Source organism: Xenorhabdus stockiae, assembly GCF_002632825.1.
Taxonomy (GTDB): domain Bacteria; phylum Pseudomonadota; class Gammaproteobacteria; order Enterobacterales; family Enterobacteriaceae; genus Xenorhabdus; species Xenorhabdus stockiae.
Map to the genome: position 1 here is coordinate 36988 of NZ_NJAJ01000029.1, position 21685 is coordinate 58672.

Below are 21685 nucleotides of genomic sequence, written 5' to 3' on the forward strand. Positions count from 1 at the left end.
AATAGTTAATTATGTGACTTCCTCAATACTTCCAGATATTTCTGCTAATAACCCCTTATAATGCCCTTTTGGGTTACGCAAAATGTCTTTAACATCAATATTTAAACCCAAATTTTTGCTTAATCTATTCAGGATGTTTTTTGTTCTTTCAACATGCGGCGGTTTATCCTTGAGTAGATGGCCAAACATGGATAATCGATAACATTGACCTTCAACCGTCATGCGATTACCCCGTAATAATCCCTTCGCCATCGGCTCACTGACTTCTAAACCGTGCAATTTGGCTGATTCATAGACACGTTCTAGCTTTTCGCGCTCATTCATCTGATACCAGCTTCGCTCAAATTCCTCTAAACACAGATCACTGTTTGAGGTTGCAGTATTAATCGTACTTCGTGCCTCCGTACAGTTATTGACAGAACTCCAAGAGGAAGAAAAAACGGGAAGGTCAAAACCCTTGTCCGCAGCCAGTGGGCTGGACTTTGGCACAATCTTCCACTTCACAGTACGAGTCACAAAAGAAGAGGACTCACCCAGACTGGGCGAGTAAACACCGGAAATGCGCTGAACATCTTCACCGTATGCGTTGCCTTGTTCGGTGACTTCATAAGCCAGACGCACGGTAAGATTTTTACGAGCAACCAATGGCCCGCCCTGAAATTCGGTATAAGCTGACCAGTTGCCAACATCCGCCGCAAAGCGGACGTTATCCATGTCCTCATCAGGTAAAATCTGCTCATCACCTCGCAAACGGCGCAGTTCACGCCAGACAGACACCGGAGCACCGCCAATTTGCTGGAACTGGCGAATGCGCCAGCGGCTCGCCCATGCAGAAACTGAACGTGCCATATCCTTGAGGTTTCCGCCTGTCTCGTTATCTATTTCGCCATCCAGCGCGTAACCGTCAATGTTCTTTGAAATGTATTTAGCAATGTAGCCTGTTGCGCTACCGAGTTTTGGATCAATTGGTTTCACCAGAAAACGGGCATTGCGAGCGGCCTCACTGTTTAATTCGTGGGCATCTTCCTGCATGGCATATTCCCGCACAATGTTGCGCATCTGTTCAACGTGCTCAGGCAGCATAAATAACAACAAATGCCAATGTGGGGTGCCATCATGATGCGGCTCAACTACGCGGAAACCGAACACGCTGATACCTGCACGGGAATAGGCGGCACGGATTTTTGCCCAGACACCACACAGATATTTTTGTGTATCCCGTGGGTTTGCACCATTCCAGTTCTTCACAAAACCGCCGCCGCTGTGGGCTGAGTGATATTTGGATGGCGCAGTGATCGTATAAAAATCACCAACACAGCCCATTTCATTGGCTAAATCTTCAAAACCACGCTGACGCACCATCAGTTCACAGCGACGAACGGCTGGGTTAGCAATACTGCCCAACACCTTATCGACGAGTGAAACCCGTTCACCATCTTCATTTTCCAGTTCGAACTCTTGCAGAAACTCCCAGTTACGGCGCTTTTGCTCCTTCCATTCCTCTAAGGTTTTACGTGAAACATAAGACGAAGCGGCTTTTTGCACCTGCCCCACCGCAATGGCCATATGCTCCGCACGAATGTCACGCATCCGTTTTAGCCGGGCATACCACCATTCATCGGATATCATGCGCGCCACACTCGCCGCCAGTTGATCAACGGTTAGCTCAGTGCGGCTTTTAGTTATTTGCTGTGAATAAGGGGCTGATGTGCCAATTTGCTGGGTCAGCTTTGCCAGTAAGGTATAAACCTGTGTTAACTGGTGGCGGCCTTCCTTTTCATCGGCGGGTGTAGGTAATTCACTGACATAATGTTCGTAGCTGTCGGACAGATAGCGCGAAACGCCATGCGCCAGTGACCGGATCTCTTTGCGTCCTAATGTGGCAAGACGGTCAAGTTGCTCAAGGAACGGGAAAGGCGTAGCGCCCACGACTTCACATTGAAACTGATATTGCTCACTGACCAGATTGAACCGTGGTAATACACTCTTGCTGAACTGGCGCAAAAACGCATTAGCCCGGCGACGACCGTAGCGGCCTGACTTGAATATATTGGCATAACGATTGACGAAGTAAATTGCCAACGAATCCGGCAGATGTCCAAAGTACTGGTGACACCATGTGTAATCGTCGGGGTTCACTTCCCACATAATGCGTTCAGCCAGAGTTGCTATCTGTGGCATCTCTGGCTGAAATTTACTGTATTGGCGGCGCGGTTTGGATTGTGCGCCGCTGTTTTGTTTTGCTTTTTCTACAAGACTCATGCAAGCACACAATTCAGAGAAGATAACTCAAACGAAAGCAAAACAAATTCTCCGCCGATATGTGGATACAAATCGCTATCAATGACTTCGACGTTACTAACTTTTACGATAATAAAATCATCAGTTAAATTGTCGTTATCATCAACTTCATACAACCCAAGAAAATCGCCTTTTTTATATTCATGGTCATTAATTCTAAATACAGCTTTTTTATCACCACTACTTATAACGTTAAAATCAACACTTACTATTCCTAAATTACGTATTGTTTTCATATTCATTTTATTAACTCCGATAATGTTTATTAATTAATTCAAAATCAACCTGACAATCTACACAACGGGAACAACCAAGAACCTGAATTCGGCGTATTTCAATAATGGGTTCGCCGCAGTCTTTGCATTTAAATGCAGAAATACCTATAGGACGATTGACATGCTGTGCAATTCTGCGTACCAGTATTTCTTCAGCCTGTTGGCAGGCGTAATCAATATCGACATCAAACATAGTTCCACTCTTGCGCCTGACGCTCTATTTCACTGGCCTCGCTTTCCAGCAGGCTGACAATGGCATCGCAATCTAAGCGATCGCGTTTCGCAATCATGGCGAAGTGACGCAGACGCGAAGCGTGACCATCTGCTCTGACACGTCTTTCATCTTCACGATTTTGTTTGATGCAACGTTCGATAATGACAGCATGATCATCGGTGTTTATTTCGACAGGGGTAAATATAGGGTCGGGTATATTCATTTTTTATTTCCTATCTTTAGATAAAGGGATTCCCTGACGTGTTAACGTCATTAAAATTAAATCGGTATTTATTATTATTTAATTAGGTAGTGATAAGTTATTTGGTAATAATGCCCCCGCTGCCTTAATTAAATTCGCTGCCTTTGTAATACTAATTTTTTCTTCACGGGTAAATTGATCTAATTCCAGTTTATGCCGCTCTTTAGGAATATTAGCAAGATAGAACATAGCGCCTAACAAGCGGATATTATCAGCATAGTGCTCATTGCGTTTATCACGCATTTCATCAATAAAGGCAGCCAACTGTTCATTGGCAGATTTAAAAAGTTTCGCCCTAATTTGAGCCAGTTGATTTAATCCATTAACACGCGTTTCAAAATCCATTGGAAAAGCGCGCTGTTCTGTTGATTCCATTTGGTATTCCTTGTTCATAAAAACCTCACCTAATTAGAAACAAAATAAAATAAGCAACGGAACATAAGACGATTGGGAAAATAAATCCGTTACCTTGCTTTGCATAGAACGACTCACTGGTTAGTTTGTATTGGTGCTGTTGTTGCTTTAATGCGTTCATACTGACCTCACAACTAAATGATTGCCGGATTTTTCCCCCTGCCCGACTCAGTGTGTTGTGGTATAGTCCTTGCGCCTGCTGTGTCTTTGAGCGGAAACACAGGCGTAAAACACCACCTCTGGTAAGGAGCCTACAGTGAAAAAGGAAGACAAAGTTTTGTTCCTATTCGAACAAACAATAAAAGTCATTGAGATGAAACGTAAGAATAACGCGACATCCCTCAGTAACATTCAACATGATTTCGATGATTACTATTCAGAACTTGAATTATTGCTTGATGAAAAATTATTAGAATCAGGCATAACGGTTAAATAATTGCCGCCTTTCGCTAAGCCTTCAAATAACTGATTGAAGGCTTGTTTGATCATCAAACAGTGCTTTTCAATCCATAACTTCAAACTCTCTTCATCATTTGTCCAATCAATCCCAAATGAAATCATTCCCCTGAGTGTGGGTAATCCATAAATCACAAAACCGTTATCTTTTCCATATTCTAAAAACGCGTAATGAATCAAACGGGATATTTTTTCTATAAGGTCTTTCGATGACTCTCTTTCCCATACGGCATAACGATGCAGAGCGTCTTCCATGCACAGTGAGATTTCCCGCAACAGAGTTTCATTAAACTGACTATCTTCATCAAACTTAGTCATATGCTCATTATCATCCGTTACCACCTGTATAAACTGCGCCAGCGTGTTCTGGATAAACTCCGGCGTCACTTCAACTTCATCTTTGATATCACCGAAGACATCATGAAGACGGGCCATCATCGTTAATTGCAGTTTTGAACGTTCCAGCGCTGTTAATTGTTTCATTTTATTACCTTATGATTTTGGTTAACTTCATTAACTCAACATAAGTCAGCATGTGAGGCTGCTCAGGGTTCAATTTATTTTTCAATATTTGCGGAATTAATCCGGTAACTTCCAAAAGTTGAACTAAACTTCCATTTTGAGTATTGAAAATGCACAAAATGAACTAATCACCAATAACGATTTGAAAACGTGCATGTCCGAACGCTTCGCGCATCTGTTCTTCTTTCCAGCGGGCGTAATAGACACGAACTGGGCCCCCTGCTCTTTGATTGCCTTTGCGGATAACACGTTTTTCGATTGGCACACGAGGATTATCACCAGTAGTCCAGCGACAGGCAGTACGATAAGAGATCCCCTCAAGTTCTGCGAACTGCTGAAGGGATACGATAGGAGCAGGTATTTTAATGATTGCGATCTCAGAAGCCATATTGCATCATTCCTTATTTGATAATTAATTGCCATTGATAGCATTACATTTACCTATAACTGCCATCATATGACACCAACACCACCAACTATAATGCCAATATTGGCATTGGTCAACCAAGATTAACGATAAAATGTTTGATGAAACCAATTTTAATAATGAAGAGCTTTTAAATCGCATCTGTCAGATTTATGGTTTTTCTCAAAAAATTCAATTAGCTAAGCATTTCAATATTGCAGCAAGCTCTATTCAAAATCGCTATAAACGCGGCAACATGTCTTATGATTTGGCAGTACATTGTGCATTAGAAACTGGAGCCAGCATTAACTGGTTGATGACAGGGGAAGGTTCAGCATATGAAGACAAATCGTCATCTACAGATACAAAACCATTCGAACTACTCTCCTTAATTGATGGAAAATTAACCAAAAATGCCAATTTGAATATTTCAGGGGATTTGTTTAACAAGCAGCTATCAAGGGGGGTTTGTATTCGGACCGATGGTAAAACCCATTTTATAGAGCAAGATGCAACTCTCTCAGATGGATTGTGGTTAGTTGATATAGAAGGCGCAATGAGTATTCGAGAATTGACTATATTACCGGGTAAAAAATTGCATGTATCCGGTGGTAATGTACCTTTCGAATGTAGTATTGATGATATAAAAACATTGGGTCGTGTTGTGGGTATATATAGCGAGGTTAATCAATGACCGTTCGTAAAAACCCGGCAGGAGGATGGATTTGCGAACTTTATCCTAATGGAGCAAAGGGCAAACGCATTAGAAAAAAATTCGCCACTAAAGGCGAGGCGTTAGCTTTCGAACAGTACACGATACAAAATCCGTGGCAGGAAGAAAAAGAAGACAGACGCACTTTAAAAGAGCTGATTGATGCTTGGTATAGTGCGCACGGCATCACGCTTAAAGATGGCCTTAAGCGTCAATTGGCAATGCATCATGCTTTCGATTGCATGGGCGAACCGTTAGCCAGAGATTTTGATGCACAAATGTTTTCTCGTTATAGAGAAAAAAGACTCAAAGGGGAATATGCCCGTTCAAATCGTGTTAAAGAAGTTTCACCTCGCACGCTTAACCTTGAACTGGCTTACTTTCGTGCAGTATTCAATGAGCTGAATCGCCTGGGTGAATGGAAAGGAGAAAACCCCTTAAAAAATATGCGCCCTTTCCGTACTGAAGAAATGGAAATGGCATGGCTTACCCACGAGCAGATTACGTTGCTTCTCGCCGAATGCAAACGCCATGATCACACTGACTTGGAAGCTGTTGTTAAGATATGCCTCGCCACAGGCGCGAGATGGTCAGAGGCTGAGGGACTACGTAAAAGCCAGCTCGCAAAATACAAAATTACCTACACAAATACAAAAGGTAGAAAGAATCGAACGATACCTATCAGTAAAGAGCTTTATGATTCTCTTCCAAACGATAAAAAAGGCAGGCTCTTTACCGATTGTTATGGCGCATTCCGTTCAGCCTTAGAAAGAACAGATATCGAATTGCCCGCAGGCCAATTAACCCACGTTCTAAGACATACTTTTGCCAGCCACTTTATGATGAACGGTGGAAACATACTTGTGTTACAACGTGTGCTCGGGCACACAGACATAAAAATGACGATGAGGTACTCTCATTTTGCACCTGACCATTTGGAAGATGCAGTTAAGTTAAATCCTATTCGTTCCTTAGAGGAAAATCATGTCTAAAAATAAAAAAAAACCAAATAAAGATCAAGAAGAGCTATTAAATAACTTTAATAATTCTGCCAATTTAACTCTGTCTCTATTATTGTCGCTTTACTTGATTGAGATATTAAGAAAACCTAAACTTAATGAATTCACTATAAAAAAATCACTGTCAGAACATCCAAGTGTTTTGGGCGAAATATACAATGAACACTTTGATGTTCTTTACCAAGAAAATGTCAAATCTGTGTTAGAAAAAAACGATCTTAAATCTGATTTTATTTCAGAGCTAATTGAAAAAATAGACGGAGATAACTTTAAATATGATGAATCCATTTTAAATGATGTACTAAATGCGCTAGAGATTGACATAAAGGATGAATACAAAAACAAAATAACGACATGCTGTAATATCCATGATGGCATTACAAATATATTAGGTAACATCCTAGATTTCTTAGACGAATATCAAGAAACGATGTTTGAAACCCTTGAGTTGATTGAATCAGTAAATTCAAAAAACAAAGAAAAAGTGTTATATATGACTTACTCTTTTTTTGTTAGAACATTGGTGAGTTACGTAGAGGAATGTAAAAAGGATTTAACAAAGGAAATAGTAAACTTAAGCCATATAAAATTAATTAGGTTAATATCATCAAAGCACAATATAAATACAGATAAAGAAATCCATTCAGAAGTAAAGAAAATATCAAAGCAAGGTTTTGGGAGCCTTATTGAATTCTTAAAAGAATACGTTGACTTTTCTTTAAAGAAATCACCTGAGATATACAATAAATACAAAAAAGAAATTAATACAATCAAGAAATTCACTGAATATAGAAATATAATAACCCATAATTTTAAACCAAACAATGAAGATTTTAAGTTTATTATAGATAATTGGAGATTATGCTTAAATTTTTATTCTGATATTATTCTTGAATACACGATTCGTGATGGATTTAATATTTTTTATAATACTTTATTTGATGAAGCAAAAGAATGCGCCAAAGATGAGCATTTGATGCTAGAAAGAGTAATTCCTTTAGCTAGAAGCCACCTTTAGAGATACCATTCGAATGGCTGACGTCATCCAATTTATCAGTGGCGATAGAGTGGCGGTACAGATGGCGGATATTGACATATAATTGATCGTTAGGGTCAATGTATGTCAATGATAAATAATATAAATTACTGATTTCTCGTGGCTAAAGTAGGTACTCATAATCGCTTGGTCGCTGGTTCAAGTCCAGCAGGGGCCACCAGAATTATCAAGGGGTTGCATCAAAAGTGCGACCCCTTAGTTTTTTCTAGGATACCCATAGGATACCTTCTGGCAGTAGCGCGAGGTATAACCGATTAACACCGCTACGGTAATGAGCCGTTGTCGTATTCCTCTCTGTGACATTTATCACATCACTTGAAAATACGATGTTTGCCTGTCTTCTTCCCTAATCGCTACTTGAAATACAAAACACCATGAGTTCTAAAAATGGCTAGATTTAACCCTCAAGAACTGATAAGTAATTATTCCAGTGGCTTACTGCGAGCATGACGCTCAATTAACTGACCATAAGAATCAAAATAGCGACTCGGCCAGATTTCTGAGGGATGTATTTCGAGATAGTTAGCAATGATCCATTCGCCCTTCGGCCACGGACGACTGAGAGTATTTGCTAGTGTAGATGAACTGAGGCCAGATTCACGAGAAACAGCGGCTAAGGTTGTACCACGTTTACGTAATGCAGCGATGATATCAGCTTGATGCCAGTCTTTTTTAACATTGAACATTCCTGCTACCCCTTCCATTAATTGAGAAAATTGATGGTGGCGATTCAAGCAAGGTCCGCATTACCGGGCTAAGATTCCGGTGAGGCCGAAGCCTCCCCTGCCTGAATCACCATTGAAAGGGTGAACGAGGCCACTGGTAGAAACATCCTACCAGTGTTCTTAGCTCAGGGATGCGAAGCCCTGACCTCTGGATTTTGCCAGTGGCGGGGCTACTTTAACTGATTGGTTTATCTGGTTCAATAAGCGAGTCAGTATAAACGCTTATCTTTTGCGTTATATCCTATAAAAGAATTTTAGGCGGTATCGTTGTTCTTTAAGGTGAAGGGTAAATCATCATGTCCTATTTGCATTATTTTGAGATTCATAAAGAACATAGTATATTAACCGATTAATGCAATAAAAATAATGATAGTGGAATATTTCATTTGGAGATTATTTAGGTATTTTATTACCATGTGATATCATGGTTCTCTCCTCCTTTTTTTGTGCTTTCCGCGTGAATTCTTTTAAATGCTTTATAGATAGCACTTTCTCTTTTTTTATCTATTCCATAGATGACTTGTATGTCTTTAGGTGTTTGCTCAAACAAAAAACTCTTTTCTGGAACCAGAGTAAACATATAATCCATAATAACAAAAGTATATTCTTCAATACTATTTTCACGAGGGGCTTTAAAAGGAAAAATAACGCCCCAAAATTCTTCAGTCATGACTTCCACATATATTTTAAAAGTTCTTAATATTACAATTTCCTCTTTTAAAAAAGATTTCATCTCTTCTATAATTTCATTATTGAAATTACAACACTCTACTTTATCCCACGTGAAAGTACTTCTCCAAAAAATACTTATTATGAAATATAAAAGTTGCTTTTCTTCCTCTTTCTCTAGCACATGAGAGCGGTAAATAGTGTTTTTATCTAACGATTGATAATTTACTTTATGTATTAGATATGGAGGAATTCAAATTGCATTTGAATTATCTTCTTGATATACTATTTTATACTTAAGGTGTGATATAATTACAAATCCCCACGTTAGCATTTGATCAAAGGCATTCTTAGCAAAGTAGCTTTCTCCATTCTTGGAAAGAATTCCTTCACAATTACTACATAATAGAAGTTTTTTTATTTGTTTCCCTACTGGATAATTATCCATTTTATTATCAACAATCATTATTTTTTTATCTTTATCTTTATACTCATTCATTTTTTTATAGACAAATTTTGGAATGAAGTGACTTTCTTGTAGTTTGGCTTCTTTACAGCATAATGCACATTTAAATAAGATATTATTTCCATTATTCACAATCATTTCTCCCACACTGATAATTAGAACAATAAATATATTTACTATATCAATTAGTTGATAACTATGAAATAAAGTGAAGCTTATAATTCTTTAACCAATTGATTTAATAACCTCTATTTTTGAAACAGAAATAAAAATCAATGAATTAACTAAATCCCATCAAAGCCATCTAGTCGCCTTTGCTGTTCTTCGCTCAAGATAAACGCAAACTCTTCATGCTCTGCTTGCCATGTACCAAAACTCATCAGGAACGCAATAGCAGGATCGATTTTATTCGCTGATTTCTTCTTATTCGGTTTGATATTGGCGTTTGCGTCTGTCTCCATCACGATATTGGACATCGCCCACGCCAGCACCGGATCGCCATTGTGACGAATGATTTTGCGGTTAACGAACACCTCGGCTGATTTAGCGACGGAGCTAAAGCGCATATAAGTTTGCGGGAACGGCTCAACATCCAGCCCTGCACCCTGTAGCTGTGTGCGTAAGTGAGTGGCGTTCCATGTATCAAAGCCCACCAGCTTGATATTAAAGTGCTGGCTGTCTTTGAGGATATCATCACGGATACGATCATAATCAATACAATCGCCTGTCGTGGTACGTATCCAGCCCATTTGTACCCATTGACGGTAGATTGCCCGATTCTTATTAGCAGGATTCTGTAACTGGGCTTCGGGCAGGTAATGGCGGGTCAGTAATAACAGTTCGTTATCCACGGGGAAGGTGTAACAGATGCTGGTGATATCGCCCGTTGAGGATAAATCCAATCCCGCGTAACACTCCAGCCCTTTCAGGTCGCTTTCGTTATACTCCATCTGGCAGGCTTTCCACGCCCCATCCCCCATCCACGGTGTTTCGCCCTGACACCAGATATTAAAACGTTTGGTTAGCATCTCTGTCCATTGTGAGGGAATGCCCCGCGCTTTCTGGATGGTGTCATGCAAAGCGGTGCTGTCCACGGAGATATTCAGATTAGGATTGGCCTTTATCCAAAGGGCTTCATCATCAATCTCATGCTCGTCGTCCAGCTCGTAAATCAGGGCAAACAGGGATTCGTTCTGCTCCTCGCCATCCAATATCTGACAGCAATAATCATAGTGCTGTTTACAGGCTGAGATCACGTTACTGCCCGCCGTGGTGATGGCAAACAGGATACCTTCGGGACGTGCTCCCATTCCCAGTTCAAGGGCAGAATACACCGCGTTATCTGGGTGCAAATGATATTCATCGACAATTGCCAGACTGGGGTTAGTCCCTTCAATCGTGGCGGCTTTGGCTGCCAGCGGTTTTAACAGGCTATTGCTCTTAGCATAAGTGACTTTGTGCTGCTGAATCGCTACTCGTTTCTTGAGTGGTTTGGATAATAGGCACATCTGGCGGGCATCATCAAACACAATACGTGCCTGATCCCGACTCACGGCGGCGGTGTAAATATCCTGCTGCCCGTTCTCCATCACCAGAAACCAGTTAGCCAGTATCGAACAGTAGACTTTGCATTTTTGCGTGGCACCTGAATATAAGCACTGCGGTATTTTCGTCGTCCGGTTGCCTTCACTTTGAAGCCGAACAGATTGGCAAAGGTGAACTGCTGCCACGGCTCCAGCATAATCGGTTTACCCCGCAAATGGCCTTTGACGTGCGGACAGTAACGGGAAAAGGCAATAAACCGCGCTACAACCTCCGTATCAAACATATAAAGCGGGTTATTCAGGTCGTTAAAGTAGCGTTTCACCGCCTGTTTTACCCGCTTACAGGCCGGAATTATGCCGTTTTCGATATCAAAAGCGTACTGTTCCCATGCGTTCATAGTCGGTCTAGCTCGTCCTCTTCCTCAATTTCTACCGGATTTTTGCGCCGTGATACGGGGTCAAAACCCAGTAATGAAGACATTTTTATCATGATTTTTTCAGCGTCGGCTTTGGCACTCAATGAGGGATTACGGCTTTCACTGCCCTGACTATTCACAATGCTAAAGCCCCTGATATCAAGATCTGCTACGGCTTTTCGGTAAATGGCATAGTTGACGCAATACAGCTCTAAGTTGTTCCAATCGGCGGCGTTTAGGTCTTCCCGCTCGTTTAAGATTTTGCTTTTGGCCTTCCATTGACTAGCGGCAATATCATTTAAATAAGTAGGCGGTTTGGGCGCTCTTGCCATAATGTTCTCTGTTCCTTGTGATTTATTTTCAAAAAAATTGCCGGGCATAAAAATTGAAGGAGGGGGCGGTTCCGTTCAGAGGGATGTTTGTCATTTTTGATACCCCTACCCCGTTATTTCAGTTTGTTATTATTCCGAAGTTAACCAACCGTGCCGCTTCTGCTTCCTGTTCCTGATAGCTTCCCTGTTTGCGCTTGGCTTTGGTGATGGGGTCTGTCTGGACGGTCTTACGGTTGTGGCAGACATGGCATAGTGCTTGATGATTAGATGCAGGCCAAAACAGCATATCTGCATCACCCTGTATCGGGATGATGTGATCCACAATGGTTGCAGGTGTGTAGCAGCCTTGCTGTAAGCAGTGAACACAGAGCGGGTTAGCTTTCAGGTATTGCAGCCGGTAGCGTCCCCATCGGTTACTGTAGCCACGTTCGGTGCGTGTGCCCCGCTGCCTGTTCTGTTCCCGCCGATGCTGAGCACAGCGACCGGACTTTACCCGTTGCTTACAACTGGGATAACTACAACACTTTAATGGTTGCCACGGCATCAGTAGATCCCCACATCACGATAGACAGACCACAGTGATTTGATGGTGAAAGGCACTTCTTTTAGCTCAACATCGGTTGCCATTTCCCGATTTTCATACAACAAACCAATATAAAGCAGACAACCGATTTTGATTGCTGGCGTGAAAACCAATTCCTTATCAAAGCGTTTACCGATATGTTGCTGGCAGACTTCCAACGCAGCGGCGGCATAACCCGTTAATAAGCTATCATCAAGGGTGTAATCTTCCTCCAGCCGACAATGCTGTTTGATTTCACTCAGGGGAATTTCAATCCGGCTCATCGGAATATCCCTCCCTTGCAAAGCAATTCTAGGCGGGTGTATTTCGCATCGGGGATGACCGCCATAATGCTAAAAGCGGTGCCCGTCGTGTTCGCGCCGTGAAAGGTAATGCTGTTCGCTGTGGTCACATCAGCACGATAACGCAGCCAGATACGCACGGTGGCTTCTGAAAACACGGCGCCGGAGGCCACCAGCTCCCGCCCGCTAATCGCTTTGACTTCTGCCCAGACCGTGGCTAAATCTACCCAGTTGTTGAGCACTTCACCAAATTTACCCCGACTTGCTTCATTTTTTCGGATCGTCACCCGATGCCGCAATCTACCTGCTCTCATTATTTGGCCTCCTGTTGTTGTTTGATTTCTACGGTTTGTTTCCATGCCTGACTGAATTCATCGCCACCAGTACGGGGAGATAATCCCTCGCGCTCACGGGCTTCATTCGGACACATCACACCGGATTTAATCGCAGTTTCATAACTCTGAAAACGTTCTTTCGGATTGGCGCGAAGCAGATCGGCTGTGTCAAATTCGACTTGGTAGCGAATGCCTCGTTTTGGTGAGTTCATCAGCAAGGCGGATTTGATTTGTTGCTCAAAATTGGCAAGCCACGGACGCATGGTGATTGTCAGAAAAGCGCGTGACGCTTCGCTAAAGTTACTGTAGGTACTGTTCGAATATTCTTGCAGAAATATCGGACTGACATTGAACATACGGGCGATATCTTCAATAGTGAAACGGCGGGAGGCCAGCCACTCCGCATCTTGGTTATTCATGCCTAATTGCTGGTATTCCATTCCGCCCTCAAGAATGGGCGTTTTGCCTGCATTGCGAGCACCTTTATAGCGTTCTAGGGCTTCCAGTGCCTTATTACCCTTGATGCCATCCAGCCAGTCAGCGGCTTTAATCACGCCCGCCGCCATCATACCCTCTTTCATAATGCTGGCTCCGTGGCGCTGTTGCGCCAACCCCAAACCCAGCGTTTCCCGGCAAATCGTGACAGGCGAGCGCCCCAAAAAGCCATCTTCGGTGGCATAACGCAAATGCAACACTTCTTCCTGTAGATAGGTTTTGACCTTGCCGCTATAGGGTTCGGTAATGGTATAAGCAAAGCGGTGATCCGATAATCGCTGTGGGACAACCGCTGACGGCGGGTAAGGGTGTAATGATTGTGGCTGTCCGTCTTTTCCCCAGACGATGACCGCATATGCATTGCCATTTAACAAGCAATGACGCATCAGGGTTCGCTTAAACTGAAACGGGGTCTGGCAGTCGTTCGGGTATTCATTAAGCAAATAATCAACCGGATGATCACTTAACCACTCACGGGACTCTGTGCCGTGACTATTTTTCACTCGATAGAGATAACAGGGCATGGTGGCGACCGCTTCACTAATCACTGTGACGGCATTCATCACGGCAGGTAAACCCTCGGCGGTCGAGGGGGAAACATGCTCGCCGGATTTGGTATTAGGTATGCCTGCCAGAGAAAAAAATTCATCTATCGTCATACTGCGCCGTTCTGGTGCATTTCGCTTAAAAGGCCACATCATCACACCTCAGACAATTGCAGCCAGTAGTGACACAAATCAGCATCATAGAGCTTAATCGCATTCAGTGAACGTTTTGCAATCTCAACACCACTTTCAGGATAGGCGGGTAAACTGGTAACAGTAATTTCTCGTAACTCGGCTTCTAAAACAGTTCTGACATACGGTGTTTGGCTGGTATCCCACTGATCTTTAAAGGCACGAAAACCAAAGGACATACCGGAAATATCACCCCGTTCAACCAACGCCAGTACATCGCGCCCCAATTGCGTATCCGGTAGGGTTAGTTCGAAACGTAATCCGCTGGCATCCTCACTCAATTGCAATGTGCCGGATGTGGTACGGCCTAACAGGTTCATATGATCATGCTCATAAAGTGCCCTGACATCAGCACTTGCCGCTAGACTGGCGCTAAAGGCATTCGGGGCGAACTGTTCGACAAACTCATCCCACAAGACTTGTGATCGGCTGTTCCACTTAATCACATAGCCTGTCAGTTTCTTATCACTGGCAGATAACGAGGCAGTACGGATTTCAAAATCATTCATCATCGATAAACTCCAATATTATCAATAGGCTTTGATTTCCAGCACCTTGATTGCGTTGGAGTCCACCAGCCCACCGCCCAGATATTTATCGGTATGTACCTTATAAAATCCCGGCTCGGTGATATTGTCAGGACGGGTGCGAATGCCCGTTTGATGGTCAACGATGAAGTAACCGCGTTTGAAGTCACCTAGCGCAATGATGTTATCCGGCATAAATTCGAGATAGTAGACAGGCAAACCCAGCAATATATCAGGATCACCCGCTTGTAGACGTTCGCGCCAGATGTAATCCCCGTTGCCATTTTTCAGCTTCTGTACGTTGGCGGCTGTTGTCGAATTCATCACCCATACGGCGTTTTTGCGGTATTTGTTTTTGAGTAAGAATTTCAGGTCAATCAGGCTATCGGCTTCAAGGCTAGTTGCTTCCAGCTTTTGTAGTGTACCGAACGCACGTACCTTGTCAGTTTGGGTATCACGGGGATAAGACAGAAAGCCTTTTGCTTTCTTGCTGCCGTCACCACTCACAAGATCGGTTTCTTCGGTATCAACAAAGGTGTCAGCGATTTCTGAGGTTAACCAGCCCAGAATATCGACATCGCTAAAATCGATGATTTCTTGGGTAGTCTTAGGATAGGCATAGATAGGAAACAGCTTGATGCTGACTTCTTCCATTTTGGGTGTAGAAGTCTCACTACGTGCTTTGCCTTCTTCCCCATGTACCACGGCTGCGCCACCAATTGAAACAAGCTGTTTATACTCATTGCTGCGTGTGGTTTTAATCGTACAGATTCGACGCATGACCGACTCATCAGCCAGTTGCTGCATAATTTGTTTGTTTAGCTCAGGGATAACAGTATAGCCGCCATCTGAGGGAATGCTTGTAGACAAGGAACGGGCTTCGCCAGTCAGAATATAGTGGCGCAGCTCGTCATTGCTGAGTGTTTTATTGGTCGGCTGAATCTTTGCCTGATTACGTTCTTCATCAGATAAAGACTCATAACGGGCAATTTCCGTATTCAGGTTATCGGACTGGCTGCGCAGCTCGTCGAACTGTTTGGCTTCATCGGTAGACAGTGAGCGTTTTTCATTTTCGGCTTGAGTAAGCAACGAACGCATTTGTTGGGTTAAATCGGCTTTTTGTTGGCGTAATTCGAGTAATTTTTTCATAATGTTTTTATATATCAATTTGTTTTCAATTAAATATATTTAACAGCATGAAAATTAATAATAAAGTTATTTAATTATGCTAAATGATTACACAAAGTAGATGAGAGTATTTTTAATATAAATTTGTAATGAATGGCGATACAAGCCGCCACTCTAATAATAAAAATCATTCCTTTACTTTTATAGTGTAGGTTTTATTAAATCCTGAGGGGTTTTTAAACATATGCCCATAAGTGGCACCAGATATTTTGATGATTACTTCTCCAGCATATATCGGAGTTCCTTGTATTTTTATGCGGCTATAATCTTTTGCTGTTACTGGTAATACAGGAACATCATAATCACTGGGACTCCATGTTAGACCTGAGTTTGAAGGCGTTATTTCTGCGAAAAACCCCATAGCCCCCGGTGTTCTTATTAATTCATTATATGGAACACCTATCCGAGCATCTTTTAACGAATTTCCATCAGGATAAATATTGACATCTTGACTTGCACAAGCAGAAACAAGAAAAAACAGAATGATAAATAAAATTTTCTTCATATTATTTTATTGATTTTAAAATCACCAGAATAATTAACTTTAGAGTTAATAAGGTAAGTGTTTTTGATGAAGTTTAGTTTGAGTAATTTCATTAGTGATATAGTTTTAAATTGGTATTTCTTTCAAAAAAACAAATCTAACCATTTCTGCTTTATATAAAGCATATGCCATTCCTAAAAAGTGAGATTAGGATTTACTAATCTAGTATGTAATTATATCATTATATTTTACAGGAATATGTTACTTAGTGTGAAACTATAATAGCTGATTTCTGTTAGAACTGTTCCGCTAATTATTTTGTTTAGTGCCATACTTTATAAAATTTATGGCACATTTAACTAAATTACAGGAGTTCCTATGACTAAAAGATCTGACATAGACAATGGACGGTTAGTTTATACAGAAAAATTAGGATGGTTAGATTTAGGACATGCTAATGGTGATGATGCAAGAAAGCTGATGATCTCTCTTGCTTTGGGGGATGAATCTACTCATAAATCTCATTTTATCGTTAGATATGTTCAATATATGGGTAAAGGGCGTAGCCTAGGGACATCTATAAAAACAAGATGGAGGGTTAGAAAAGGTTTATCTTTGCATGATAAAAAAAGAGTTGCACTTACTATTATGATGTATACAACTCATTCATTTGAATCATATCAAGATTCCTTCCCCTTTACTTTAATTTCAGATAGTGGCTATAGTGGTGAAGATTTGATTTCTAACTTATTCGGTTTTTATCAGGCTATCAATGATATTAATTATTTACCTCAAGTAGGGGTAGTCAGTAAAGAAAAAGCATATAAAAGATGGGATTATTATGGAGCTATAGGAAAATATAAAAATAAATCTTTTAAGCCATTATTATTTCCTGATCCTGAAAAGTATCCAAACAATGCGATTCCTTATAATGCTCCCTTGCCTAGTTTTTTAAACACAATAATTCCTATGAGTGATATAAAAACTGGTCAAGACGTAATGCTTATTGAAGATGCAAGCTGGGTTAATATAGGTAAAGAATATGCTGGGATTGCGGTTGAGTAATTTCATACGTATATGCATTGTTATATTTATTTTAGCTATTGGTGTTATTCTTTTTTTTGCATCATTAGCCAATGTTAACTTGTCATATACGAAAAGAAATTTCATTTATTATTACGCATTTACTTTTGATGAAATTAAGAGTATTCCTTTAATTTCAAATGATTATATCATATACTATGACTCCCCTGATGGTAATAGCACCATGACTAACGAAATTATATTTTCAAACGTACATATGAGCAGTTTGACAAAATTAATAAAATACACTGAAAATATGGGATTTATAAAATACTATGATAAGTATTGGAAAGATGAGCGCTGGCATAAAGATAATACCATTATAAGTATAAAACAAAATGATACTGAACGTACCATTTTGTTTTTAGTTGAGAAGAATTAAAATACATTCTCTTCTCTTATACTGTAACCTGATGTGCCAGCGATGTGATGTGTCCATGTTATGCTATCATATGAAATTGTTATACTTTCATATGGTTGCATATCATTGTGACTTAGTGAATTCGGATAATGGCTGGAGATGTTTTTTATAGCGGCGTTCGTTAATTTAATAGAATAAAATTTTTCCAATCCCCCTGCCGAACTATTTCTATATATTTCAAGCAGGCAATCTAAATGTTCATTATTTGATATTGAAACTCCCAATAATGGAGATGATTTATCAATTGGCTTTGTTATTACTATAGGGTGATGATTTACATTTTGCTCTCGGTTAATATCGTGATCTATAGAATAAATCAATATCTTATCCTTATTATCCTCTTGATATTTATTACCAATTGAATCATAAGTTGAGCAACCTGATGATATTAATCCTTGATTTTTACCGTTTAAGGTCATGTAAATAATATTTGCCATTTCATTTCCTTTTGTATGTTATTTTACCCCATAAAAATATATAACCATTCATCATTCTGTCAATAGTAACGTTAATAATTTACCATAAAACGAAATAACAATGATAAAATATATAACATAGTAATTAAAAATACTATCACTCAATGTAATGCACATTATATTAATGTGACATTCGATAATATTTAGATGAAATAATATTTTGTTATATGCCCTATAATCCATTGATTAACTGTTAATTTAAATTATATCGTTAAATAAAAGTATTTTTATGTGATAATGATTTTATCAAACAAGAAAAGTGAGTATTGGAAATTAGATAATGTAATCCTCCTACCAGAGATACCCCCCTATAAATCTTTTTCACCCTCTCAGTTATGCACCCTCTGCACATTCTTCTCAAAGCCTTGCTACATCTGGGTTTGCAGTAATTAATATGATATTCATTCACTGTATCCCCTGTTCACCCCTTTTTTATCCTAATGAAGAGAATGTATATTTGATGTATAGCTAAGAAATAACTATACATCTATTATTTTCTTTTAAATACAACTAGATATTTAAAATGATGCAGGGAATGCAGACTTAATCCAAAAAAGTTTATAGTGGGGATTTAAAATCCCGGCATTCAGGCAATGACGGCAACCACTCTTCGGCTTCTTCCGACAACTCAACATTATAAGAATAACCTTTCTTGGTTCGCACTTTCCGATACTCCTTTTTGTACTCCAGCATAATTTTAGGCAACGATTCGCCGAACTTGGTCAGTGTTAACGGGCGTTCAAAGCCGTGCGCTTCCATAAAAGAAAGATAAGCATGATACAGATACAACCTCGGCGCTCGTGGGCTAATGTTCTTAGTGCCCATCTTCATCCCAGTTGCATCATTGACGGTTACCAGATAACCGCAAAAGCGATATAACGGATCGGAATTGCTTTTCACCGTTAACGCCTCGTTAGAATCGCGTTGTGCCTGTAGCAGCTTTTTAGCCTTGTTCTGGTCGGCAAATTCGTTTAATAAATGGCGGATAATAACGGGCAGTTCCCGACTGATTTTCTCCGCCAAATGTGGATCTTTTTCTGACTCTTTGACCGGAATGTTAAACGGGAATATCACCCGCCGCCGTGCAATACCGCCATTACGTTCTGTAAAGCTCATTGGTTCGTTATTGGTGGCTAATACCACTGCCTTAATGACCGTAGAAAATTGCTTCTCATATTTCCCGTCAACTTCGATTAAATCACCGCCAGTAATCGCCTTAATGCCCGCGCCTTCACCGACATATTTAACCTGATCGGGCAGCGTAATCAGGCTTTTCCCAACAAACTGATAACGGCCTCTCGCTTCGTCTAATGCCCGCATGTTGCCACTGGCAGTATTGTGTTCTCCCGTTAATAAGGTGGCGATATAGGTAAAGATGCTTTTACCGCTGCCCCCTTCGCCCGTGACCTCAATAAATAACTGCCAGTCATAGCGGTTTGCCAGGATCATAAACAGGGCGGCTTTAATGCGATTCATCTTGTTTTCATTGCTTCCCGCCGCATGGGATAACCAGCGATAAAAATCTGGGGCATGGTCTGGTAAATTTTCACCGGCAGCAGGCGGGGTGAATTCAATGCCGTTATGGTTTATTAACCAGTGTTCCGGCTGGTGCGGGGTAAACTGTTGGGCCGATAAATCATACACACCATTACGGAACCCGATTAAATCCTGCCGTTGTTCCCCAATAACCGGCACTTGTAATTTCATGGCATAGATAGCGTTATTGATCCCGTTCGGGCTGTAAGGGGTTTCGTACTGGTCAAAGATGGCCACCATTGCCCGGCGCAATACGTTATCCGACACGGTTTCCCATGTTGTACCGTTATAGTGGTAAACCATTTCACTATCAGGATTAACCGCTACTTTACCGTATCGCTCAACCAATAGTGCCCCGCGCTGACTGGCTGCCATTTGTGCCAGATTGTTATTGGCTTTTTTAGGCTTCGTTTCGTGGATAATCACTGCTTCTGCTTCCATGAGTTTTTTCTCTCCAACCTGATATAACCCGTTGCTGAATGCCTGTTTTGCTGCCTCAATACCGTGATGCTGGCGATAATCATCCCAATCAGATTTTAATTCCGTAGGCGGTAACGTTACCCAGCCGTTAATCGCTATAGCGGCCTTTTCTGCCGCTATCTTGCCGACGTTCTTTTTTAACCTACCATTTTTGTCCCGCTCTTCCGGTTCGTGCCAATCGTTATCAGCAGCAAGAATAATTTTCGCATCTGGCCACTGTGTTCTGACCTGTTCGGCAATGGTGAATAAATTGCTTTCATCAATGGCTGCCAATACCACGCCCTCATGTAACTGGCTGACCGTTAACGCTGTGGCGTAACCTTCGGTGATGATGAAATTGTCTGGTGTTCCGGTAATCGTTGAGACAGGAATAAAACTGCCTTTCTTCTGAGTCCCTGAGACAAGGCGTTTTTCACCATTAGGCTTGATGGTTTGCCCGCCTGTGATCGTGCCGTCCAGTGCCTGAGTCACCAGCAATAAAGAGCCATCTTTCAATAACCGCTGATTGGAGCATTGAAGCCCCTTTTTAGTCAGATACTGAGATTCACCCGTGACAGAAGTTGCAACCAGCGCAGCGATGCGTTCTGCAATTGGTTTTACTGTTCGGGGCTTTTCTTTGATTGGTTGAGATTCAGGTAAAGGAAGTGCCAGCGCATCGGCTACCAACTTAGCGGCAGCAAAGACCGTGATCCCTTTGGTTCTTGCCACTAAATCCAGCCCATCACCATGATTCGGCTTATCGCACTGGCGACAATGCCAGTCACCATGATGGTTATCATCTATAAAGTGAAAGCGGTCAGTGCCGCCACAGATTGGGCAAGCACCGTGTTTGCCTTTTGCCGGAACATCAACACCACAAGCAGACAACAGGCTTTGCCAGTGATTGATGGCTGATGTTTTCACTGTTCGAATCACATCCAACGGGCGGCTTTTCTGATTATTATTTCCCTGACTCATGATCACTCGTCCTCGCCATTAACCGCTGCATAGAGCGAATAGTAAACTTCCTGATTAATATCACAGGCCAGTGAAAGCAAATCGTGTAACTCTTCCGAACAGTGTTGGCTTGCCTGTTCAAGAATGACCTCATATAAAGAGGTACATAAACCCGCACGAAATGAAGCCTGACCTAACGGATCGGATTTTCTGTATACAATGCAATTAACTAATTTAACCCCAATTCCGCTTAAGCTATTGCTGAAATATCTTCTTCTGAGTAGAAAATTTTCAGTGATGGCTTTTTCTCTTTAAGGCAGTAAGCAATCAATC

At 41.2% G+C, this 21685-nt stretch carries 26 protein-coding genes and 1 pseudogene; 5 read left to right on the forward strand and 22 right to left on the reverse strand.

What is annotated here, in order from left to right:
* Window positions 1–9: 9 nt before the first annotated feature.
* The 8 genes from Xsto_RS14750 to Xsto_RS14785 all read right to left on the reverse strand — a co-directional run bounded on the left by Xsto_RS14750 (window position 10) and on the right by Xsto_RS14785 (window position 4832).
* Entirely contained in the window at window positions 10–2262 is a 2253-nt protein-coding gene (locus Xsto_RS14750; protein WP_099125512.1) for a replication endonuclease, read from the reverse strand.
* Window positions 2259–2543: a DUF3850 domain-containing protein gene (locus Xsto_RS14755; protein WP_099125513.1), complete on the reverse strand. Its 285-nt coding sequence runs from the start codon at window positions 2541–2543 to the stop codon at window positions 2259–2261. The genes Xsto_RS14750 and Xsto_RS14755 overlap by 4 nt, the downstream gene beginning before the upstream one ends.
* Window positions 2544–2547: 4 nt before the next feature.
* Complete coding sequence (locus tag Xsto_RS14760) at window positions 2548–2769, reverse strand: TraR/DksA C4-type zinc finger protein (RefSeq protein ID WP_099125514.1); 222 nt, start codon at window positions 2767–2769, stop codon at window positions 2548–2550.
* Window positions 2762–3013, reverse strand: a complete 252-nt coding sequence (locus Xsto_RS14765) for a DUF2732 family protein (RefSeq protein WP_099125515.1) — start codon at window positions 3011–3013, stop codon at window positions 2762–2764. The genes Xsto_RS14760 and Xsto_RS14765 overlap by 8 nt, the downstream gene beginning before the upstream one ends.
* A 78-nt stretch (window positions 3014–3091) precedes the next feature.
* The gene (locus Xsto_RS14770; protein WP_244590408.1) at window positions 3092–3427 is read right to left on the reverse strand and encodes a DUF5347 family protein; all 336 of its coding nucleotides are present in this window, start codon (window positions 3425–3427) and stop codon (window positions 3092–3094) included.
* A 411-nt stretch (window positions 3428–3838) separates the two neighbouring features.
* Window positions 3839–4405, reverse strand: a complete 567-nt coding sequence (locus Xsto_RS14775; RefSeq protein ID WP_099125517.1) for a hypothetical protein — start codon at window positions 4403–4405, stop codon at window positions 3839–3841.
* A 4-nt stretch (window positions 4406–4409) separates the two neighbouring features.
* On the reverse strand, window positions 4410–4562 hold the full coding sequence (locus Xsto_RS22480) for a phage regulatory CII family protein (protein ID WP_280176248.1): 153 nt from the start codon (window positions 4560–4562) through the stop codon (window positions 4410–4412).
* A 6-nt stretch (window positions 4563–4568) separates the two neighbouring features.
* Window positions 4569–4832: a hypothetical protein gene (locus Xsto_RS14785; protein ID WP_099125519.1), complete on the reverse strand. Its 264-nt coding sequence runs from the start codon at window positions 4830–4832 to the stop codon at window positions 4569–4571.
* A gap of 133 nt (window positions 4833–4965) precedes the next feature.
* Between Xsto_RS14785 and Xsto_RS14790 the strand changes: the two genes are divergently transcribed.
* From Xsto_RS14790 to Xsto_RS14800, 3 genes are read left to right on the forward strand one after another with little or no spacing between them, the layout of a single operon-like run.
* Window positions 4966–5544 carry a phage repressor protein CI gene (locus Xsto_RS14790; protein ID WP_099125520.1) on the forward strand — a complete coding sequence of 193 codons (579 nt, stop codon included), beginning with the start codon at window positions 4966–4968 and terminating at the stop codon, window positions 5542–5544.
* Window positions 5541–6554, forward strand: coding sequence for a phage integrase (locus tag Xsto_RS14795; protein WP_099125521.1), 1014 nt, complete (start codon window positions 5541–5543; stop codon window positions 6552–6554). The genes Xsto_RS14790 and Xsto_RS14795 overlap by 4 nt, the downstream gene beginning before the upstream one ends.
* Window positions 6547–7599, forward strand: a complete 1053-nt coding sequence (locus Xsto_RS14800; RefSeq protein WP_099125522.1) for a hypothetical protein — start codon at window positions 6547–6549, stop codon at window positions 7597–7599. Before Xsto_RS14795 ends, Xsto_RS14800 begins: the two co-directional genes overlap by 8 nt.
* 461 nt (window positions 7600–8060) lie before the next feature.
* Here the strand turns inward: Xsto_RS14800 and Xsto_RS14805 are convergent, their stop codons facing one another.
* From Xsto_RS14805 to Xsto_RS14860, 12 genes and pseudogenes are all read right to left on the reverse strand, one after another.
* On the reverse strand, window positions 8061–8324 hold the full coding sequence (locus Xsto_RS14805; protein ID WP_099125523.1) for a helix-turn-helix domain-containing protein: 264 nt from the start codon (window positions 8322–8324) through the stop codon (window positions 8061–8063).
* Window positions 8325–8772: 448 nt separating this feature from the next.
* Entirely contained in the window at window positions 8773–9216 is a 444-nt protein-coding gene (locus Xsto_RS14810) for a hypothetical protein (protein WP_099125524.1), read from the reverse strand.
* Window positions 9217–9285: 69 nt separating this feature from the next.
* Window positions 9286–9630, reverse strand: a complete 345-nt coding sequence (locus Xsto_RS14815) for a hypothetical protein (protein ID WP_141554519.1) — start codon at window positions 9628–9630, stop codon at window positions 9286–9288.
* 152 nt (window positions 9631–9782) lie between these two features.
* A pseudogene (locus Xsto_RS14820) lies at window positions 9783–11440 on the reverse strand (terminase large subunit).
* Window positions 11437–11790: a phage terminase small subunit P27 family gene (locus Xsto_RS14825; RefSeq protein WP_099125537.1), complete on the reverse strand. Its 354-nt coding sequence runs from the start codon at window positions 11788–11790 to the stop codon at window positions 11437–11439. Before Xsto_RS14825 ends, Xsto_RS14820 begins: the two are co-directional and overlap by 4 nt.
* A gap of 118 nt (window positions 11791–11908) precedes the next feature.
* Window positions 11909–12334: an HNH endonuclease gene (locus Xsto_RS14830; protein WP_099125526.1), complete on the reverse strand. Its 426-nt coding sequence runs from the start codon at window positions 12332–12334 to the stop codon at window positions 11909–11911.
* Window positions 12334–12636 carry a head-tail connector protein gene (locus Xsto_RS14835; protein WP_099125527.1) on the reverse strand — a complete coding sequence of 101 codons (303 nt, stop codon included), beginning with the start codon at window positions 12634–12636 and terminating at the stop codon, window positions 12334–12336. The genes Xsto_RS14830 and Xsto_RS14835 overlap by 1 nt, the downstream gene beginning before the upstream one ends.
* Window positions 12633–12968 (reverse strand): phage head closure protein, encoded by a 336-nt coding sequence (locus tag Xsto_RS14840; RefSeq protein ID WP_099115757.1) that lies wholly within the window; start codon window positions 12966–12968, stop codon window positions 12633–12635. Before Xsto_RS14840 ends, Xsto_RS14835 begins: the two co-directional genes overlap by 4 nt.
* A complete protein-coding gene (locus Xsto_RS14845; RefSeq protein ID WP_422646201.1) occupies window positions 12968–14182 on the reverse strand; it encodes a phage portal protein in 1215 nt (404 codons plus the stop codon). The genes Xsto_RS14840 and Xsto_RS14845 overlap by 1 nt, the downstream gene beginning before the upstream one ends.
* A 2-nt stretch (window positions 14183–14184) precedes the next feature.
* Entirely contained in the window at window positions 14185–14733 is a 549-nt protein-coding gene (locus Xsto_RS14850; RefSeq protein ID WP_099125529.1) for an HK97 family phage prohead protease, read from the reverse strand.
* A gap of 18 nt (window positions 14734–14751) precedes the next feature.
* Window positions 14752–15897: a phage major capsid protein gene (locus Xsto_RS14855; protein WP_099125530.1), complete on the reverse strand. Its 1146-nt coding sequence runs from the start codon at window positions 15895–15897 to the stop codon at window positions 14752–14754.
* A 166-nt stretch (window positions 15898–16063) separates the two neighbouring features.
* On the reverse strand, window positions 16064–16441 hold the full coding sequence (locus Xsto_RS14860) for a hypothetical protein (protein ID WP_099125531.1): 378 nt from the start codon (window positions 16439–16441) through the stop codon (window positions 16064–16066).
* A gap of 357 nt (window positions 16442–16798) precedes the next feature.
* On the opposite strand from Xsto_RS14860, the gene Xsto_RS14865 reads away from it, so the two are divergent.
* Entirely contained in the window at window positions 16799–17485 is a 687-nt protein-coding gene (locus Xsto_RS14865; RefSeq protein ID WP_099125532.1) for a hypothetical protein, read from the forward strand.
* The gene (locus tag Xsto_RS14870) at window positions 17463–17885 is read left to right on the forward strand and encodes a hypothetical protein (protein WP_099125533.1); all 423 of its coding nucleotides are present in this window, start codon (window positions 17463–17465) and stop codon (window positions 17883–17885) included. The genes Xsto_RS14865 and Xsto_RS14870 overlap by 23 nt, the downstream gene beginning before the upstream one ends.
* Here Xsto_RS14870 and Xsto_RS14875 read toward each other — a convergent pair.
* Entirely contained in the window at window positions 17882–18361 is a 480-nt protein-coding gene (locus Xsto_RS14875; RefSeq protein ID WP_099109442.1) for an Hcp family type VI secretion system effector, read from the reverse strand. The two genes, Xsto_RS14870 and Xsto_RS14875, sit on opposite strands and share 4 nt — an antisense overlap.
* Before the next feature lie 597 nt (window positions 18362–18958).
* Complete coding sequence (locus Xsto_RS14880) at window positions 18959–21373, reverse strand: primase-like DNA-binding domain-containing protein (RefSeq protein ID WP_099125534.1); 2415 nt, start codon at window positions 21371–21373, stop codon at window positions 18959–18961.
* Window positions 21374–21685 lie beyond the last annotated feature (312 nt).

Excerpts from the sequence above, each read along its gene's own strand:
- Xsto_RS14850 (WP_099125529.1), bottom strand. The coding sequence starts at position 14,733 with ATGATGAATGATTTTGAAATCCGTACTGCCTCGTTATCTGCCAGTGAT.
- Xsto_RS14870 (WP_099125533.1), top strand. The coding sequence starts at position 17,463 with ATGCTGGGATTGCGGTTGAGTAATTTCATACGTATATGCATTGTTATA.
- Xsto_RS14790 (WP_099125520.1), top strand. The coding sequence starts at position 4,966 with ATGTTTGATGAAACCAATTTTAATAATGAAGAGCTTTTAAATCGCATC.
- Xsto_RS14865 (WP_099125532.1), top strand. The coding sequence starts at position 16,799 with ATGACTAAAAGATCTGACATAGACAATGGACGGTTAGTTTATACAGAA.
- Xsto_RS14755 (WP_099125513.1), bottom strand. The coding sequence starts at position 2,543 with ATGAATATGAAAACAATACGTAATTTAGGAATAGTAAGTGTTGATTTT.
- Xsto_RS14765 (WP_099125515.1), bottom strand. The coding sequence starts at position 3,013 with ATGAATATACCCGACCCTATATTTACCCCTGTCGAAATAAACACCGAT.
- Xsto_RS14825 (WP_099125537.1), bottom strand. The coding sequence starts at position 11,790 with ATGGCAAGAGCGCCCAAACCGCCTACTTATTTAAATGATATTGCCGCT.
- Xsto_RS14840 (WP_099115757.1), bottom strand. The coding sequence starts at position 12,968 with ATGAGAGCAGGTAGATTGCGGCATCGGGTGACGATCCGAAAAAATGAA.
- Xsto_RS14855 (WP_099125530.1), bottom strand. The coding sequence starts at position 15,897 with ATGAAAAAATTACTCGAATTACGCCAACAAAAAGCCGATTTAACCCAA.
- Xsto_RS14795 (WP_099125521.1), top strand. The coding sequence starts at position 5,541 with ATGACCGTTCGTAAAAACCCGGCAGGAGGATGGATTTGCGAACTTTAT.
- Xsto_RS14785 (WP_099125519.1), bottom strand. The coding sequence starts at position 4,832 with ATGGCTTCTGAGATCGCAATCATTAAAATACCTGCTCCTATCGTATCC.
- Xsto_RS14770 (WP_244590408.1), bottom strand. The coding sequence starts at position 3,427 with ATGGAATCAACAGAACAGCGCGCTTTTCCAATGGATTTTGAAACGCGT.
- Xsto_RS14760 (WP_099125514.1), bottom strand. The coding sequence starts at position 2,769 with ATGTTTGATGTCGATATTGATTACGCCTGCCAACAGGCTGAAGAAATA.
- Xsto_RS14860 (WP_099125531.1), bottom strand. The coding sequence starts at position 16,441 with ATGAAGAAAATTTTATTTATCATTCTGTTTTTTCTTGTTTCTGCTTGT.
- Xsto_RS14835 (WP_099125527.1), bottom strand. The coding sequence starts at position 12,636 with ATGAGCCGGATTGAAATTCCCCTGAGTGAAATCAAACAGCATTGTCGG.
- Xsto_RS14805 (WP_099125523.1), bottom strand. The coding sequence starts at position 8,324 with ATGTTCAATGTTAAAAAAGACTGGCATCAAGCTGATATCATCGCTGCA.
- Xsto_RS14830 (WP_099125526.1), bottom strand. The coding sequence starts at position 12,334 with ATGCCGTGGCAACCATTAAAGTGTTGTAGTTATCCCAGTTGTAAGCAA.
- Xsto_RS14750 (WP_099125512.1), bottom strand. The coding sequence starts at position 2,262 with ATGAGTCTTGTAGAAAAAGCAAAACAAAACAGCGGCGCACAATCCAAA.
- Xsto_RS14875 (WP_099109442.1), bottom strand. The coding sequence starts at position 18,361 with ATGGCAAATATTATTTACATGACCTTAAACGGTAAAAATCAAGGATTA.
- Xsto_RS14880 (WP_099125534.1), bottom strand. The coding sequence starts at position 21,373 with ATGAGTCAGGGAAATAATAATCAGAAAAGCCGCCCGTTGGATGTGATT.
- Xsto_RS14800 (WP_099125522.1), top strand. The coding sequence starts at position 6,547 with ATGTCTAAAAATAAAAAAAAACCAAATAAAGATCAAGAAGAGCTATTA.
- Xsto_RS14775 (WP_099125517.1), bottom strand. The coding sequence starts at position 4,405 with ATGAAACAATTAACAGCGCTGGAACGTTCAAAACTGCAATTAACGATG.
- Xsto_RS14845 (WP_422646201.1), bottom strand. The coding sequence starts at position 14,182 with ATGTGGCCTTTTAAGCGAAATGCACCAGAACGGCGCAGTATGACGATA.